Source organism: Bradyrhizobium sp. SBR1B (genome assembly GCF_014198205.1).
In the GTDB taxonomy this organism is placed as follows: Bacteria; Pseudomonadota; Alphaproteobacteria; order Rhizobiales; family Xanthobacteraceae; genus Bradyrhizobium.
This window is the reverse complement of record NZ_JACIHC010000022.1, coordinates 24,735-41,831: the sequence shown is the minus strand read 5'-3', so window position 1 is coordinate 41,831 and position 17,097 is coordinate 24,735. Positions and strand designations below refer to the sequence as shown.

Genomic DNA, 17,097 nt, shown 5'->3' with positions numbered 1-17,097 from the left:
GGAGGGCTCATCTTGTCCACGCCATTGATTTCCGTCGTTGACGACGACGCCTCAGTCCGCGCGGCGACAGAAAACCTTTTGAAATCGCGTGGCTATGTCGTGGAGATATTTGCGTCGGCCGAGGCCTTCCTGCGATCGCCGCAGTTGATCGAGACGTCCTGTATCATTACCGATGTGCAGATGTCGACGATGAGCGGGTTGGAACTGCTGGCAGAGGTCCGGACGCGTGGGTACGACGCACCGTTCATCTTCATTACAGCTTTCCCCGACGAGCGCGTGCGTGCCTCAGCTCTGGACGCCGGAGCGATTGGATTTCTCGCCAAACCATTTGCCGGACAAGAGTTACTCAAATGTCTCAACACCGCACTGAAGGCATATGGCGCTCGAGGCGGTATCTGATTGCAACCCGCTCGTTTAGTTCAAGTCCGATCTAACGCGCCAGAATGAAGATCCCACGGACAAGCATTGTCTCGCAATCGGAACCGCAACTTGCTCTAAATTTATATCGGCTGGCAGCAACGAGGACACGGGGTGCGTGGAGACCTGACTTGTTCTAGGTCGACGCGTAACGAAAGCGCTGCACCCGACCCGGAATTTGACTTTGATGCAACTAGACCTCAGCACCGGGATACCTGTCGAGCGCGACAGCAACGAAAAAGTGCCCCGCGCCTAACGTGACACTTGATCCTGTCATATCCCTTCGGGCTAATAGTCGCACCGGTCGATGTGGGCGGCCACACGGCAGGTACGAGGGATTTCTAGATTTGAAAACTGGTTGCATTCCCACAAACGGAAGCAACGAAACGCAAGCTGAACGGGTCGCAGCCGAGACCTCATCGCCTGAACAAAAAGCTCTGCAGCCTCACTCCACAGTGACCGATTTCGCGAGATTTCGCGGCTGATCGACGTCCGCGCCCCTTGCAACCGCGGCATGATAAGCCAAGAGCTGGACCGGAATAGCATACACCATCGGCGTAAAGTTTGCGACCATTGGTGGCAGCACAATCGTCGCGAGCGTGTCCACCGTCGCTTCGGAAGCCCCCTTCGCATCGGTGACCAGGATAATGTTTCCTCCCCGGGCCGCCACTTCCTGCATATTCGAAACCGTCTTGTCGAAGACGCGGTCGTAAGGCGCGATTACGACTACAGGAACAGCCTCATCGATCAGCGCGATCGGTCCGTGCTTGAGCTCCCCAGCAGCATAGCCTTCTGAATGGATATAGGAAATTTCCTTCAGCTTAAGCGCGCCCTCAAACGCCAGAGGGGCCGATGTGCCCCGACCTATATAGATCGCAGCCCTCGCCCCGGCCATATGATGAGCGAGCTTCTCAATCTGTGGCTCGACCAACAGGGCCGCGGCAATCAAACGCGGCACTTCAATGAGCTCTCGCACGAGGTTCGATTCTTCGATTTCAGACAGCTTGCCGCGCTCTATACCTGCTTTGATGGCGAGCACCGCCAATACCATCAGCTGACATATGAATGCCTTGGTAGACGCGACGCCGATTTCTGGTCCTGCCAATGTCGGCAGAACGGTCTCGCTCTCGCGCGCAATCGTCGACGTCGCGACATTAACTACAGATATCGTGTGTAAGCCGTGTTCCTTAGCGTATCGCAACGCAGCCAGTGTGTCGGCGGTCTCGCCCGACTGGGAGATGACGATCGCGAGATCACCTCGGCGCAGAGGCGCTTCCCGGTAGCGGAACTCGGACGCGACATCGATCTCGACAGCTAAACGCCCCAGCCGCTCGAACCAATATTTGGCGATGTGGCCGGCGTAACTTGCCGTACCGCACGCAATAATTGAAATCCGTTGAATGGAACTGAAGTCGAACGGCATCGTCAGCGGCATGGCGACGCGCGTGGCTGCTATGTCCAGATAATGGTTCAATGTCTTGCCGACTACTGCCGGCTGCTCGTGAATCTCCTTGGCCATGAAGTGGCTATAATTCGCCTTGTCCGAAAGGAGAGACGATACGACAGATTTCGATGTTGCCCGCTGGACGATAGAGCGGCCTGCGCCGTAGATCACGCACGTCGTGCGCGTAAGCTTGGCACAGTCACCATCTTCAAGATAAGTAATGGTGTCGGTCAAAGGCGCAAGCGCGATCGCGTCCGATCCTAGATACACTTCGCCGTTTCCATGTCCAATCGCAAGGGGCGAGCCTTTGCACGCACCGATCAAAAGATCGTCGTGCCCCTTGAAAAGGAACGCCAATGCGAAGGCACCGCGTAGCCGCGGCAGCGATGCCTGCACAGCATCTTGCGGCGAGTAGCCGTTCTTTAGATAAGACTCAACGAGGTGCGGCACCACCTCGGTGTCCGTCTCTGAATCAAAGTCGGCGCCATTCCGCTCCAACTCAGCGCGCAGCTCTCGGAAATTCTCGATGATGCCGTTGTGGACGACCGCGACATTTTCAGTCGCATGCGGGTGAGCGTTGTTCTCCGTCGGCTTTCCATGAGTCGCCCAGCGGGTGTGACCAATGCCGCTTTGACCTGCCGGCGGACGATCGCGGAGCCGATCTTCGAGGTTTCTCAGCTTACCTTGAGCGCGGCGGCGCTCAATACGCAGAGCTTCGAGAGTTGCAATACCCGCTGAGTCGTACCCACGATATTCCAGTCGCTTGAGCGAGGCGACCAGATTTCCAACGACTGGACCACGCCCCAAAATGCCAACAATTCCACACATATCAATCTATGGAGTCCCAAGTTAAGGAATCTAACGTCGAAAGCGCACCGGCTCGGCGGAAGGATGGTGCAGGTGCGCCTGCGGCACCGCACAAACAGCCTTTACTCGGAGGCACGGGTAGTCGCAAAAAGTCGCCGGAAGACCTCGTGCAAATAGTCTTGCTCCAGGAAATGAGGACATTCGAACCGTTCGCAACGCCAATCATCTTCCGGCACGACAGATCTACTTGACTGATCCACTTAGGCTGATGCTCTCTTTCACCCCGCATTTTAAGTTTCCAATCGACGTGAGCTACGATACTCGGCTGCCTCGCGTAATCGATCGGGCGACAGCTCAGTCGTTGAGTTTCAAGGCACCTGTCTTGGTCATGGTTATAGAATTGGCGTCGAAGCTCAATTGTACTAACGTAACCTTTCGATATATCGAAATGTTCAAAGGTCTATACCAACGTTTGCCCGTCTTCGAATTTGTCTTGCGTCGCTGTCCATTGCTCGCAGCACAATTTAGCGATTAGGGGAGGCGCGAGAAGGGTCTGCTATCGGAAGCCTCACCTCGTGACTCCTCTAAGCCCTGATAAGACCACGCGAATGCTCACATGCACGCAAAGATAGATCAGGGTCAGAGATGGATGACACCTGTCTCGTGGGAAATCGCAGTGAGGCAAGCGCGCTAGGTCGGACGTGATGGCGCTTACACTTCATCTCGCCTGCTCAGGATCATCGTCGACGCGTTCCCTTGACTTCCGTCTCCATGACCAAGGCCTTGGCAAAGGCCAGCATGGCTAACGCCATAAACAGCGATGCGACAGTCAACGAGGGTAATAGGCCTATCCTCTTTGCCAGCCACCCTGCCAAGTAAGCAGGTTGGCCTATAAATCAATGTATATGGTGTGGATTACCGCATGGTGTGTATGACTCGGGCTTACGATCGCGCTTCAATCGAGGGGCCGCGTGTGGATCTAGATCTTCCAGGAAGCGGCTTCGCAATGATTTTCAGCGCGAGACTCTTTCCTCCCAAAACTAAGGGAGACCATGACGGCTCACAATTCAAAGCGGCGCGTTGCGTTGGTCACAGGCGTTACAGGGCAGGATGGCGCATATCTCGCCGAGCATTTGCTCTGTCTCGGCTACACGGTGCATGGGGTCAAGCGCCGGTCGTCCTCCTTCAACACGGCGCGCGTCGATCATCTCTACACAGATCCGCATGCCGACGACGTGCCGTTCCTAATGCACTATGGGGACATGACGGATTCGTCCAATCTGATCCGGCTCATCCAGCAGATCAGGCCGACGGAGATCTATAACCTGGCCGCCCAAAGCCACGTCCAGGTCAGTTTTGAGAGCCCGGAATACACCGCCAATGCGGACGCAGTTGGTGTGCTGCGCCTCTTGGAAGCCATCCGTATCCTCGGCATGGAAAAGGAGACGCGCTTCTATCAAGCTTCAACCTCAGAGCTTTACGGCCTTGTGCAAGAGGTGCCACAGAAGGAAACCACGCCATTCTATCCGCGCTCTCCCTATGCCGTCTCCAAACTCTATGGCTATTGGATTACGGTAAACTACCGTGAAGCCTATGGCATGTTCGCCTCCAACGGCATCCTATTCAACCATGAGAGTCCAATCCGCGGCGAGACGTTCGTGACACGCAAGATCACGCGAGGGGTCGCCCGCATCGAGGTCGGCATCGAGACCAAGCTCTATCTCGGAAATCTCGACGCTAAGCGCGACTGGGGTCATGCCCGCGACTATGTCGAGGGCATGCATAGGATCCTGCAGGTCGACGAGCCCGATGACTTCGTGCTCGCGACCGGCCAGACCCGATCGGTCCGAGAGTTTGTCGAGTTGGCGTTTGCTGAGGTCGGTCGCTGCATCGAATGGCGCGGCAAGGGCATCGAGGAAATCGGAGTCGACAAAGCGACAGGCAAGACCCTGGTGCAGGTCGATCCGACCTATTTCCGTCCGACCGAAGTCGATCTGCTGATCGGTGACCCCAGCAAGGCGAGCGCGAAACTCGGCTGGGCACCGAAGACGCCGTTCTCACAATTGGTAAAGGAAATGGTCGTTAGCGATCTCATCCAAGCCAGAAAGGACGCAGTAAATGGGACAGCGCGGTGTTTGAGCTGAAAGGCAAGACGGTGTTCGTCGCTGGCCATCGCGGCATGGTCGGCGCAGCGCTGATGCGCCGACTTGCATGCGAGCAGGTCGATTTATTGACGGTGTCGCGCAGCCAGGTTGATCTGCGCGACCAATCCGCAGTGAATCTTTGGTTCGCTGCGAAGCGGCCGCAGGTCGTGTTCCTGGCGGCCGCCAAAGTTGGCGGCATCGTCGCGAACAACACCTTTCGCGCCGAGTTCCTCCGCGACAATCTGGCAATATCGAGCAACGTGATCCAGGCGGCTCATGCCAACAGATCCCAGAAGCTGATGTTCTTCGGCTCCTCCTGCATCTATCCGCGGCTGGCGCCGCAGCCCCTGCGGGAAAGTTACCTGTTGACCGGCCCGTTGGAGCCGACCAACGAGCCCTATGCCATCGCCAAGATCGCTGGCATCAAGATGGCCGAGGCTTATCGCAGCCAATATGGCGCCGATTTTATCAGCGTGATGCCGACCAATCTGTACGGCCCCGGTGATAATTATCACCCTGAATATAGCCACGTCTTTGCCGGTCTGATCCGCCGGTTCCACGAGGCCAAGATATCGGGCGCCAACAATGTCGTCGTGTGGGGAACCGGCACGCCACGCCGCGAATTTCTTTACGTCGACGATCTCGCCGACGCCTGCGTTTATTTGATGAAGACCTACTCCTCGTCGGAACCAGTCAATATCGGCACCGGCAACGACAGCAGCATCGCCGAGCTGGCACTCATGATTGCGGCCGCCGTCGGCTTTCGCGGTGAGATCAGCTTCGATACGTCGCGCCCCGACGGAATGCCGCGCAAGCTGCTCGATGTTGGTCGGCTGTCGAGGCTCGGCTGGCGTGCCACCACCTCCCTCAAGGACGGAATTGAGCTAGCATACCAAGCTTTTCGAACTGAGAGCGATCGACGGCAGCAGAGTGATCGGCTTGATCTCGATAAAGCAGTCTGCAACCCGAATTAGATCATAGCAAAGTAACCTGTTATCTCGGGATGCGCTTTGCTCGAATTGATAGTCCCCCTCTTCTAACAAGCGAGCCTTGGTTTTCTTTTGCCCCAGCGAAACTGGCTTTCGAGGTTCAGCAGCAGAGACTCTCCGACCCACCTCCAAACTAGCGGCCGGCCGCGGATCACCACGTCGAGTGCCCAGCAAGGGATATTATATCCTTTACGCAATTACGCGAAGATCTCAATACGTTTGAAACGTGAAGTGATCCTATTGCACCTCGCAGAGAAACGCTGTGATGGTCATTGCTTGGCCATCTCCGCATCTGAAGTGCTTGTAAAGTCGAGCTCGGCAAGGTTCGCACGATTTGAGCTCGCAGCGCCACGATGGTTGGAAGCGATCGCGACGTAGAGCGCTGGGAGCACGAACAGCGTAATCAGCGTGCCAACAGACATGCCAGCGGCGAGGACGAGCCCGATCGAGAAGCGGCTCGCCGCTCCAGCTCCCGTTGCCGTCAACAAGGGTATGAATCCAGCCACCATTGCCGCGGTGGTCATCAAGATCGGCCGCAATCGGACGCGCGCCGCCATCTCGATGGCCGAGCGACGGTCAAGCCTCTCCCTGAGTTGAAGCTCATTGGCGAACTCAACCATCAGAATGCCGTGCTTGGAAATCAGCCCGACCAGTGTCAACAGTCCAACCTGCGTGTAGATGTTCATAGTCGCCCAGCCGAAGAATAGCGGAAGCAAGGCGCCGACGATTGCCATTGGCACGCTGATCAAAATGACGAGCGGATCGCGCAGACTTTCGAACTGTGCTGAAAGCACCAAAAATATGATGATCAGTGCAAATGCAAACGTAATCGCGATTTGGTTGCCCTCGTGCACATACTGGCGGGCGTCGGCCAGATAGTCGTGACTGAATCCCGCGGGAAGTTTCTTCGCCTCCGCTTCTAGGAAATCCACAGCCTTCTCCATCGTCACGCCGGGCATTGGCACGGCCTGAAACGTCGCGCTATTGAGCTGGTTATAGTGGGTGAGCGCGCTAGGATCGGTCGCGGTCTCCGTCGAAACTACGGTGGACAGCGGAAGCATCGATCCGGTCGCAGTCTTCACATAATAGCTACCGATTGCTTGCGGAGCTAAGCGCTCCTCCCGCGGCACCAGCGGGATCACCTGGTAGGATCGGCCCTGCAAGTTGAAGCGGTTGATGTAGTTTCCCCCAAGTAGGGTGGCGAGCGCGTTACCGATCGTCTGCATGGTAATGCCAAGCTCATTAGCTTTGGATCGATCAACCTTGATTCGTACCACCGGCTGGTTGAACTCGAGATCGGAGTCGCTCACCACGAAAAGACCGCTCTTCTGCGCGGCATCCTTTAGCTTCGCCATCTGCTCGTAAATGGATTGAAAGCCCAGCGTCGAATTTAGGACCATCTGCACTGGTAAGCCATCTGAACCACCAGGAAGGGGGGGCAAGCTAAAGGCAAAAGCGTTAACGCCCTCGATCTTGGATAGTTCTGTCTGGACAAGTGACTTTAGTACACTCGATGATCGATTGCGTTCATCCCACGGCTTAAGCAACATGCCGGCCATGCCGCTCTGCGTTCCGCTAGTACCATTGAGTACGAAGCTGAGGTCGGTCTCTGGAAACTTCTTGAACATATTTCCAAGCTTGGTGCCGTAATAGTCGAGGTAGTCGATATTGGCGTATTTCGGCGCTTTCATCAGCGCGAATACGATGCCTTCATCCTCCTCCGGCGCGAGTTCCTTGGAAATATTCATATAGAGAAAGCCAACAAGGCCCAACATGGTCAGCGCAAACAGACCAGCAACTGGGCGATAGTCAAGCGAGCGGTCGAGCTTGCGGCCATACCATCGTGTTACGGCACCGAAGCCGCGGTTCACAAGCATCGCAAATCGTCCCCCATCGGCGCGCTTTAGGAATAGCGAGCACATCATGGGCGATAGCGTCAAAGCGATTACACCAGACACAATAACCGCTCCCGCCAGCGTAAACGCGAACTCCCGAAATAGCGCGCCTGTCAGGCCGCCGAGAAAGCCAATTGGGGCAAATACCGCAGCCAAGGTAATCGTCATGGAGATAACGGGACGGACAATCTCGCGCGCGCCGCTTGTCGCCGCCGCTAGGGGCGTCGCACCTTCTTCCAAATGACGATGAATGTTCTCGACCACCACGATCGCGTCGTCCACAACAAGACCGATCGCGAGAACCATCGCAAGGAGAGTCAGCAGATTAAATGAAAACCCCAATGCTAACATCATGGTGCAAACGCCAATGAGCGACAACGGAATAGTGACCAGCGGAATGATGACCGACCTCACCGATGCCAGGAAGAGAAAGATCACAATCAACACGACGACGGCTGCCTCGATGAGTGTCTTCCCCACCTCGTCGATAGACGATTGAATAAATGCGGTAGAGTCGTAGGCCACTTTCATCCTCACAGATGGCGGAAGGCTGCGCTCGAGTTCCGGAAGCAATGCTCGAACGCCCTTCACTATGTTTAGCGGATTGCCCTGCGGGCTTGCCTGAACACCTATAAAGACTGCGTGCTCGCCGTTCATCGTGACGCTAGTGTCTGTCGTCTGCGCGGCAAGTTCGACTGACGCAATGTCCTCGATGCGCACAAGTCCACCGTCTTTTGCTTTGACGATCATCCGCTTAAACTCATCGACACTCCGCAAATCAGTATTGGCCGTAACATCGGAGATAGTGAAAAAGCCTTTGATCTGGCCGGCCGCAGCCTGGAAGTTGTTAGCGGCGATTGCAGCTGAAACCTCAGCCGGTGACACGTCGTGCCCGGCCATTCGCGCAGGATCGAGCCACACTCGCATCGCAAAACTCTGGCCACCTAGCATCTCTGCTGCTGCCACGCCGTCGACGGTTGAGATAACCGGTTGCACCACGCGCGAGAGGTAGTCGGAGATCGCGCTCGCGGCAAGTTCCTCGCTGGAGAATGCGATAAACATGACAGGCGTGATCTGACCGGTCGACCTCGTGACAACCGGATCGTTGGATTCCTTCGGGATCAGGTATTTGACTGAGTTAACCTTGGAGAGCACCTCCGTGAGCGCTTCATTGGAGTCAAAATTAAGCTTGACGTGCACTTGAATGGTCGAGGTACCAAGCACCGATGACGACGTGATGTAGTCAACGCCCTCAGCGGACGCGACTGCTTGCTCGAGGGGTGTGGTGATGAACCCCTGGATCATATCCGCGGAGGCACCAGGATAGGAAGTCGTGATACTGATGACCGTATTGGATAGCTTGGGATATTGCCGGATCGGCAGTAGGGTGGCAGCACGCAGGCCGGTCAGCAAGATCAAGAGACTGATGACGATAGACAGTACCGGGCGCTTGATGAAAAGCTCGGTAAACGCCATGAAACTTGTCCTTTAACCCTGTAATGCAAATTCGCCCGCAAATTTCACCACGACGATGATCATCGAGACGGCGACTGAACCAGAGGGGCCAGCACGAGCGACACGTTACTGGCTGCTATAAACAGCTCAGACGCACGCGAGCGAAGACGTCTCATTTCGCAACACATTTTCGTCGCTGAATTGAATGCTGTTCCGCTGATCTGGCAGGATCGCGATCTCGACAACTATGAAGCTCCTGCCCTTTTTGTTGCTATCGGCCAAACGGGGCCGACTCAGATGTTCGTCTCAACAGCTGATTGAAACGCGCCGACTTCTTTACAAGGCACCAGCTCAGACTTCGCTCCGCCCATCAGATCGGCTGATCTAGATTCGACATCGAAAGTACAACGATCTAACCGATGCTCAACTCTACAAAGGTAAGTAGGTGATATAGCAACGGCTGTGAAGCACTATACAAAGGTTTGTCGAAGGGCCGCTGATTCTGCGCACGCGCTACCGCTTCGCTAGCCCGCCGAACAGAGCCGGCTCGTAGCTCTCCCATTGGTGCCTGCCCGATGCCTCTCCGAACAGACGAGCTTTTATCTCAGCTCAATATCCAGGAAGCAGTGTGGCTACGCATTGCGCTACTGAGCTGGCAACGCCAATATTACGTTGTCGATCAGCCGTGTTGAGCCGACGTAAGCGGCCGCACAAAGCGCCGCGGAACGGTGCAGTGGACTGTCCGCAGCTTTGAGAGTGTCACCATCAATAAGTTCAAGATACTGTAGCCTGTCGACTGCCTCTAAATGCTTCTTCGCGACTGCAATCAGCTTTTCAACGTGGCGCTCTCCCGAGCAAAATTCGTCCAGCGCTGCGGATAGTCCACGACTGATCGCAAGGGCCCGCTGACGCTCTTCTTCGCTGAGATAGCGGTTGCGGCTGCTCATCGCGAGGCCATCCTGCTCGCGAACGGTCGGTACGGTGACAATTTTGATCGGGAGATTGAGATCAATTGCCATACGACGCACGACGGCGCATTGCTGAAAATCCTTCTGCCCAAAAAACGCAACATCCGGCTGCACCATGTTGAACAACTTGGATACGACAGTCGCGACGCCGCGAAAGTGTCCAGGCCTGAAGGATCCACACAGTGGTTTCGCGAGATCGCCCGGCTCAACGAAGGTTTGGAAATCGATCGGATAAACTTCATGCGCGCCGGGCGCGAAGAGGATCGCGACACACCGACCGCGGCACAGTTCTTCATCACGCAAGAAGTCGCGCGGATAGCTGCTGAGATCTTCATTTGGTCCGAACTGAGTCGGGTTGACGAAGATGCTTACGACGGTCACATCGCATTGTGCCTGGCTCGCCGCGATGAGCGCCAAGTGACCATCGTGCAAATAGCCCATCGTCGGCACGAAGCCGACCCGTTGATCGGCACTGCGAGATTTTTCAAGAGTACGGCGAAGTTCAGCGACCGTGGTGATTGTGTGCATTTCGAGCTCTACATTAAATTGAATTGGACGGCACCCAGTTGGCAATGGCCTCGCCAATCCCTTCCGGAACTCGATAGGACTCTTGCGGTCCGGGGAATGCACCACCGCGGACATCCGCGGCCCAGCGAGAAAGCGCATCTTGCAACTCCTGAAAGCCTTCCACATAGGCGCGGACGAATTTCGGACGATGACCTTCAGTCAGGCCCAGCACGTCGTGAAACACGAGCACCTGCCCGGAACAGTAAGGACCAGCACCGATTCCGATCGTTGGTATTGTCAAGGAATCCGTCGCTCGAGCGGCAAGCTCAGCCGGGATGCCCTCCAACACCAAAGCGAAACAGCCGGCTTCCTGAAGACAGTGAGCATCGTCGAGCAGCCGCAGCGCTTCGTCCGCTTTCCGACCCTGCACTTTGAAGCCGCCCATGACATTGACGCTCTGGGGCATAAGACCAAGGTGACCCATCACAGGAATCTCGCAATCTACAAGGGCACGAACCATGTCGATTCTCTTGCCACCGCCCTCGAGTTTCACCGCAGCGGCGCCTCGCTGCAGAAATCCGCCAGCGTTGCGTATGGTTTCCTCGACGCTGACGTGGAAGCTGAGAAAAGGCATATCGGCGACTAGCAGAGCACGAGGCTTACTGCGTACTACGGCTTCGAGATGATGGTTCATCATCGCAACGCTCACTGGGAGCGTGTTTTCGAAGCCAAGGCAAACATTACCGACACTGTCGCCGACAAGAATGATATCTACAGAACGGTCCGCGATACGCGCCCCAACCGCATCGTAGGCAGTTGTCATGACGATACGCCGGCCGTCTTGTTTCCACCGCTGCAGAAATGGAATTGTAATTCGGTCGATCGGCTGCTCTGAAACGTGATTCATTTGGACCTCAGTCTGTTTTGCGGTGCGAGGCTGCAAAGCCTCGAATTGACTCGTCAATTAGTTCAAAGTCTGCGCGGGTCCAGGAAGAGCCCTTTGAGGCGTATGCCGGGCCGCATTGCGATTGTCTCGTCCGGGCTGGTGAAGAGGACATGATCATGCGCGAGGGCGTTCGACGTCACAATGGGGATCCACAGCGTTCGTACTCTTCGAGTATGTCAGACCATCAGCAGTCTGGTTGCTGCAAACGGAGGTTAGTCTCTTCGGCCCCAACTCAACTATCTGGTGTTCGTCCAAGGACAAACAGCACGCAATGAGTTGGTCGCTGGCTTAACGGATCAGCGCATCGGTGCCGTTGAGAGCTGCGTGGGGGGAGTGACATCGGCGAATATCCGCTCCCCCGGAGCTCTTATTCCGGACCTTAACGAATCTCCCTAGTGAAATAGGCCGCTGAAATTGGGATGTGGATCGAGGTTGATCGAGCCGCGACAATGAAAGTTGCCTTCCTCTCATGGCTCGCAACGAACTGTCTTCTCATTTGAAGATCGTTGAGCCTCCCGCACCGCGTACCTTCCTAAGGACTGTGAGAGAAAATTGTCAACCTCAGCAGGAGCAAAAGAAATCGAGCCTCGGAAAGGGCCCGCAGAAGGATGAAAATCCTTTTGGTTGCGCCATCAAGACCAGAAGTCTTTCTTGTGTTTGCAGGCACGAGTTGTTGAAAGCCCACACCTGGTGTCACAGACATGCTACCCGAACCGGCGCTTTTCCGTGCGCCCCTTCTAGAATCGTGCGTATACGGGCGGCAATCTGTCGTGCTTCCTTCGGCCGCAAGTTCGACTTCATGCAATCGAGTATCGCGAGCATCGCCTGAACTTCGTCGATGTTAAGTGTGGCGACCTTGCGGTCTGATATTCCCAGAGACTGATCGGCGGCCCGGGCCTGATTGGCTGCAAGGACCGCAAGCGCTTGCGCCCGCAGGGAGGCGATATGCCGCTCCAACATATGCATTTCTTGGCCTATAGCTGCCCTGCGGGCTGATGTCGCAAGGGCTGGTGGCCAACCCATTCAGGAAGAACGGGCTGGCCACCTTTGCTCCCATGAGGCTCAAATTCTCAGGGCTACAAAGTAGTACCTTGGAGAAGTACCGAAGGGCACCTACCAAAATCGGTTGGTTTCATCCTCGTCAGCGGCTTCCTAGGGTGGGTCTCTGCCTTGAACAACTTGGAGACACAGCACGTGCAGACGCGTGCGCGGCAAAAGAGAATAAAAGGCCAACGCTCACGACCGACGCGAAATGTTGGCGGAGTATCCAGACGCAGCGCGATAGAAGAAGTGCGTTAGTAAGATTATCCGAGAGCTCGAAAGCCGCGACAGGAGCTACCACGTTGAAGAACTGGCGTCGCTATCGGTCATCGTTCCCCAATTGGCGGACATAATTGCACCAGGATAACAGCAACAGAATCTAGTCAGGCATTATCGTTCTCTTCCAGAGAGATGGTGATGATTGATCGGAGGCAGTGCGGGCGCGACTCGGCGCCGCTTGGTTGCTCTGGAGCAGACGCTGTCCCTACCCCGCCCGCACTGCCAGCTGAATTTATGAGAAGCTGATTCGGAGGCTTTCCTCCACGCGGGGAAGCGCTTTGTCCCTGCCACTCAGCTAACCTCCAGACTCTGCCTCACGCAGGGGCAAGAAACAGATGGAGTGCGCATGGCTTAATAAACGAGCGAAATTGGCGGAACGAGACCCAATCCTTGAGTTTGGAGCAGTGCGAACGCGGCTCGGCGCCTGAGGCCTGGGGGCATCTTGAGGCACTGTCCCTGCCGCATCCGCACTGCAATGAGCTTACCGGAAGCGTAACTCGGCACATGGTGGTCCTTCAGCTCATGTGCCGTCCCTGCCACGCCCTCGTTAAACCCGTCCGCTCTTTATCGAAGCTGGCTTACCGAAAGCTGACAGACTTGGACTTCAACTTCACAAACGAAATGTGGCCCACCTCGGCCGCTTCGCTTACGCCTCAAACAATAGATTCGGCGTGCTTGACGACAGCGGCAGGGGGCCTACGCGCCGGTTTGGCGTTCGCCCAGTCCACTGCTAATTTGAGATTAATGGCGTCATGACTTCAGGTGCGGTTCTTCGACGGAGCAGGATTGCCCAATCGGATTGCGCATCAGTTGGTTTCAAGCGCAAATGCCTCGCGCCGCTTGCCGGGCCACCTTCCACGATGGTTTCTCAAATCGATGCATGGCTCCGATCCCTCAAAATGAAGTTGTCAGGCTCCATCACGGCCATCAGCCTGCAGGCGCTAACGCTTGACACAATCGACGCTTGGAGAGGCTGCGCGGATGCGACTCGGCGTCTATTGCACCGGGGGAGGATGGATAAACGCGCCAACTCTGCCGCATCCGCTTCGCAGGACAGCTAGGGGCGACATGACTAGGCACCCCAATTAGAAAAGGAAGGTACTATCACGTTCCACTAGATCTGTAGGTAGCCTCGGGGGATCATAAGACTAGCCCACCCCGCTTTCCCGTGAGGCTCGTCGCCTCAGGGTACCGTGAGACTTTAGCGTGAGAGGGGCCTTGGGTGACCTACCAGCATTGGTGGTCTTACACACTAAACGAATAAATTGTGACCAGACTTGACGACCGAGCGAGTTAGCGCCGCTTAACCTCCAGAACGATCACATGATGTCTTCAGCTGCCCTAAGAAGGAGCGAGCACAACCTAAGGTAACACGCAGCCGCCGCATTTCGTCATAATGGCTGGAACGACCTGGGAATGTCCTGCCATCGTGAAGCCGACCAAGTTCGGATACCAACGAAGACTCCAGGCGCTCGTCGCTCAGTTGTTGATTGCATCGATCGCCTAGCGTTCACCATGCCAGCGATCTTGCGCTCCCTGGATCCCTCGCCGCGCACATGCGATGACCAGTTCGCGCGTCGTTTGTCCGTGAAACGCTACGGAATATCGTCAACGTACTTGATGGGCACCAATGGCGCGGGTCCCCGACCGATTGGCTCTAGTTTAAACGATTGCCGATTTGAGACCTCGGCATTTAGAATTGCAACCAGCGCTTCGATCCCAAGGCGCTTATGCAGGCGCGCGGCATCGAATAAATGAAAGGAAGAATTTCATAGGAGCGCCGCCCGACGTCAAGGGATTGGGGATCGGGGTGCTCAGCAGTAGCGATCAGGATGTTCGGCCAGTATTTTTATTCTTCTTCTACCGGTTCAACGCGGTATGCACGCCCATTAGCGCCGTTGTCGTCATACCAGAACCTCACTCGCGCGCCGACTAAAAGCGGAACGTCGCAATTGATCACAGTTCGGTCTGTGAAATAATGATCCTGTGCCTCGCCATCCGCATGCAGAAAGCCGTAGTAGCCGCGATCGTTCGGCTTGATGCCGGCCAAGCGTTTCAGGCGTTTGCAGCAGCTGGACATTCCGGGCGCGAGGGTTTCGCCCCATACGTCGTATGCCATAATCAAAGCTAACCCTCGTATGCGGCGCGTCTATCTCGCTCGTGCCGCAGCCGACGAGATCGCGCTCATCAAAGTAGACGGTTAGCTCACGGTCGCAACTCCTGCCAAGCACAGCGTCGATGATATAGCCGAAGTGCCGGCTCCGATTGTTGCGGTCTTCCCGGAAAACGATGATTCGGCCCTCAGCCATGGGAGAAACCTGCGAACTTGTTTTCAGGGGAGCGGAGATTGCGTTATAACGCGAATTCGGTAGTGACTTCGCTCCGAAGGGGCGGCCTACCGACGAACGCAATCAAAGTTTTCAGAGGCCTCTAGGTCTCTGCGCCCAGGGGCTGCGCGGTCGGTTCATAAACCATCGTCTGAGCGCCGAGCGCCCGCGAAACGAGGCCTTTTTCGTCGATCGTGAGCTTCTGACCTCGCATAGCGGCAGCACGCTACGGTAGTCGCGATTTCTGCGGTCGGCCAAACAGCTTGCGTTCCCAAAAATGAAGTTACGTAAGCGCTGCGATGACAGCTGGGGCGATGCAAGCGGCCTTTGGCGCATATTTTGCGACCGCCCCGAATTCTCGCAGGATCTCTCGCTGTGGGTTTGGAGACTTCGCATGTGATGCTGTGAGGAGATCAATTCTTGAGGTTATCCGCTCGGCTGCGAAAATTGGCCGGAAAGAGAAGCGGGCTGCCTTCGTCGACATCACCGCTCGCCAAGATTTCTGTGACCACGTCAATCGGACGGAACCTTGCGTACGCACAATGCTTCGGTGGGCTAGTGGCTTTACGCGTTTACCTCTTCGCTCTCGCCAAAAATCTCGACTCATCTGCGATCTCTGATTTGCAGTAAAGATCCGCCCACGTCCTGGACCCCAAAGGGACGTAATCGGCAGGCGTTGACGGCATCAGCAATAAGTCTGCTTCCTCTGCAGCTTAGTTGATGTCATGGAAGCTGTGACCTATCGGATCTAAGAGGGAGCAAGTCGAGTTGCTGCTCGAGATACTGCTGAAAGAGGCGATCTCAGCCGCTTTCCGTGTCGCTGGGCAACGCCGCAGCGCATGAGATGCCGGCCAAGGAATGTGTCGTTATTCTTCAGATCGCGATGTCCGTAGGGTCAAAAATTAGAGGGAGGTAGCGCGGGCCGGCGACCCGCTGTTCAAAGCGACTCTGCATTGACCGGCTCCGCGCTGCCAGCGAAGTCAATGACCAGGTGACTCGGCGCTCGTCGAAGAGGCCCTTGGAAAGCGCTGTCCCTATCACGTGCGCCACCAACTTCGCTCCGCCAGCGTCGCGGTACTGCAACGCTGCCTCCCCGCACCCTTGGGCGACTGCCCGGGGCGCTCTGCCTTTTATCCTCGAGAAATCCCGCAACGCACCTGCCAGATTTGGTCGGTTGAACTGGTTGACGGAGAATTGAGGTGAGACGATTGGTTGTGGCGACGACTACTGCCCCCGCACCAAACTTTACCCCTTATCGTGACGGGATAATGATGAGCTTCTGGCTTGTTCACAGTAGGCACGGATCTGATTGGCGACTTCCGGATCAATGGAGCGTACATGTAACCACCGGCCGTCCCTCAGGAATACCAAAATGTCAGAACCCGAAGGCGTCTCGCAGAATTCGCTGTAGTATCTGCGTCCTTCATCTGAGACAAAATTCGGCAAAAAATCGTAGCGAGCAAGATGCTTGTTGCGGTTGCGCCAAGTGCCTATGAGGGTATGTCTGAATGTCTGTTCTATACCGGAGGGAATTGGGAAGAGAATGACAGCTCGATTATTGTCGTAATCGAACCAAGCCTTTCTAAATTCACCAAAGCTCGCTTTCACCACATCTATGCCAGGTATCATCCCTTGTCCTGTCGAACCCGAAAGCTGTATGCATACCTATTGGTGCCAGCCACTAAGCGGCGGCGCAGGAATAACGGGCATCCGATGTAGAATAGAAAAGCCCTGCAAGGCACCTACCAGATAGGATCGGTAGGCTCTCTATCATGCGACCGCCAACGAGTTCCGCGGTCGCTCATGTCAACCTGAAGGTTAGCTCCCAACGTCTTGATGAGCGCGTGGTCTGCCGTGTGCCGGCGGCCCCTAAGCCAA

The 17,097-nt window shown here is 55.9% G+C and carries 9 protein-coding genes; 3 read left to right on the top strand and 6 right to left on the bottom strand.

Annotation, left to right across the window (positions count from 1 at the left end; genetic code table 11):
- Positions 1 to 12: 12 nt before the first annotated feature.
- Complete coding sequence (locus tag GGD61_RS34825) at positions 13 to 399, top strand: response regulator transcription factor (RefSeq protein WP_183231984.1); 387 nt, start codon at positions 13 to 15, stop codon at positions 397 to 399.
- Positions 400 to 862: 463 nt separating this feature from the next.
- Here GGD61_RS34825 and glmS read toward each other — a convergent pair whose 3' ends face one another.
- Positions 863 to 2,689 (bottom strand): glutamine--fructose-6-phosphate transaminase (isomerizing), encoded by a 1,827-nt coding sequence (glmS, locus tag GGD61_RS34820; RefSeq protein WP_183231983.1) that lies wholly within the window; start codon positions 2,687 to 2,689, stop codon positions 863 to 865.
- A 1,031-nt stretch (positions 2,690 to 3,720) separates the two neighbouring features.
- Here glmS and gmd point away from each other — a divergent pair.
- Complete coding sequence (gmd, locus tag GGD61_RS34815) at positions 3,721 to 4,812, top strand: GDP-mannose 4,6-dehydratase (protein ID WP_183231982.1); 1,092 nt, start codon at positions 3,721 to 3,723, stop codon at positions 4,810 to 4,812.
- Positions 4,800 to 5,786: a GDP-L-fucose synthase gene (locus GGD61_RS34810; protein ID WP_312012778.1), complete on the top strand. Its 987-nt coding sequence runs from the start codon at positions 4,800 to 4,802 to the stop codon at positions 5,784 to 5,786. Before gmd ends, GGD61_RS34810 begins: the two co-directional genes overlap by 13 nt.
- A gap of 284 nt (positions 5,787 to 6,070) precedes the next feature.
- Here the strand turns inward: GGD61_RS34810 and GGD61_RS34805 are convergent, their stop codons facing one another.
- The 5 genes from GGD61_RS34805 to GGD61_RS34785 form a co-directional block, all read right to left on the bottom strand.
- Positions 6,071 to 9,172 (bottom strand): efflux RND transporter permease subunit, encoded by a 3,102-nt coding sequence (locus GGD61_RS34805; protein ID WP_183231981.1) that lies wholly within the window; start codon positions 9,170 to 9,172, stop codon positions 6,071 to 6,073.
- 623 nt (positions 9,173 to 9,795) lie between these two features.
- Positions 9,796 to 10,647 (bottom strand): pantoate--beta-alanine ligase, encoded by an 852-nt coding sequence (gene panC, locus GGD61_RS34800; protein WP_183231980.1) that lies wholly within the window; start codon positions 10,645 to 10,647, stop codon positions 9,796 to 9,798.
- Between the two features lie 13 nt (positions 10,648 to 10,660).
- Positions 10,661 to 11,533 carry a 3-methyl-2-oxobutanoate hydroxymethyltransferase gene (gene panB / locus GGD61_RS34795; protein ID WP_183231979.1) on the bottom strand — a complete coding sequence of 291 codons (873 nt, stop codon included), beginning with the start codon at positions 11,531 to 11,533 and terminating at the stop codon, positions 10,661 to 10,663.
- A gap of 732 nt (positions 11,534 to 12,265) precedes the next feature.
- Positions 12,266 to 12,532 (bottom strand): hypothetical protein, encoded by a 267-nt coding sequence (locus GGD61_RS34790; RefSeq protein WP_246786120.1) that lies wholly within the window; start codon positions 12,530 to 12,532, stop codon positions 12,266 to 12,268.
- A 2,209-nt stretch (positions 12,533 to 14,741) separates the two neighbouring features.
- Positions 14,742 to 15,011 (bottom strand): hypothetical protein, encoded by a 270-nt coding sequence (locus GGD61_RS34785; RefSeq protein WP_183231977.1) that lies wholly within the window; start codon positions 15,009 to 15,011, stop codon positions 14,742 to 14,744.
- Positions 15,012 to 17,097: the final 2,086 nt, after the last annotated feature.

Bases quoted from the DNA above. Each gene is read 5' to 3' on its own strand.
- glmS (WP_183231983.1), bottom strand. From the start codon at position 2,689: ATGTGTGGAATTGTTGGCATTTTGGGGCGTGGTCCAGTCGTTGGAAAT.
- gmd (WP_183231982.1), top strand. From the start codon at position 3,721: ATGACGGCTCACAATTCAAAGCGGCGCGTTGCGTTGGTCACAGGCGTT.
- GGD61_RS34805 (WP_183231981.1), bottom strand. From the start codon at position 9,172: ATGGCGTTTACCGAGCTTTTCATCAAGCGCCCGGTACTGTCTATCGTC.
- panC (WP_183231980.1), bottom strand. From the start codon at position 10,647: ATGCACACAATCACCACGGTCGCTGAACTTCGCCGTACTCTTGAAAAA.
- panB (WP_183231979.1), bottom strand. From the start codon at position 11,533: ATGAATCACGTTTCAGAGCAGCCGATCGACCGAATTACAATTCCATTT.
- GGD61_RS34790 (WP_246786120.1), bottom strand. From the start codon at position 12,532: ATGTTGGAGCGGCATATCGCCTCCCTGCGGGCGCAAGCGCTTGCGGTC.
- GGD61_RS34785 (WP_183231977.1), bottom strand. From the start codon at position 15,011: ATGGCATACGACGTATGGGGCGAAACCCTCGCGCCCGGAATGTCCAGC.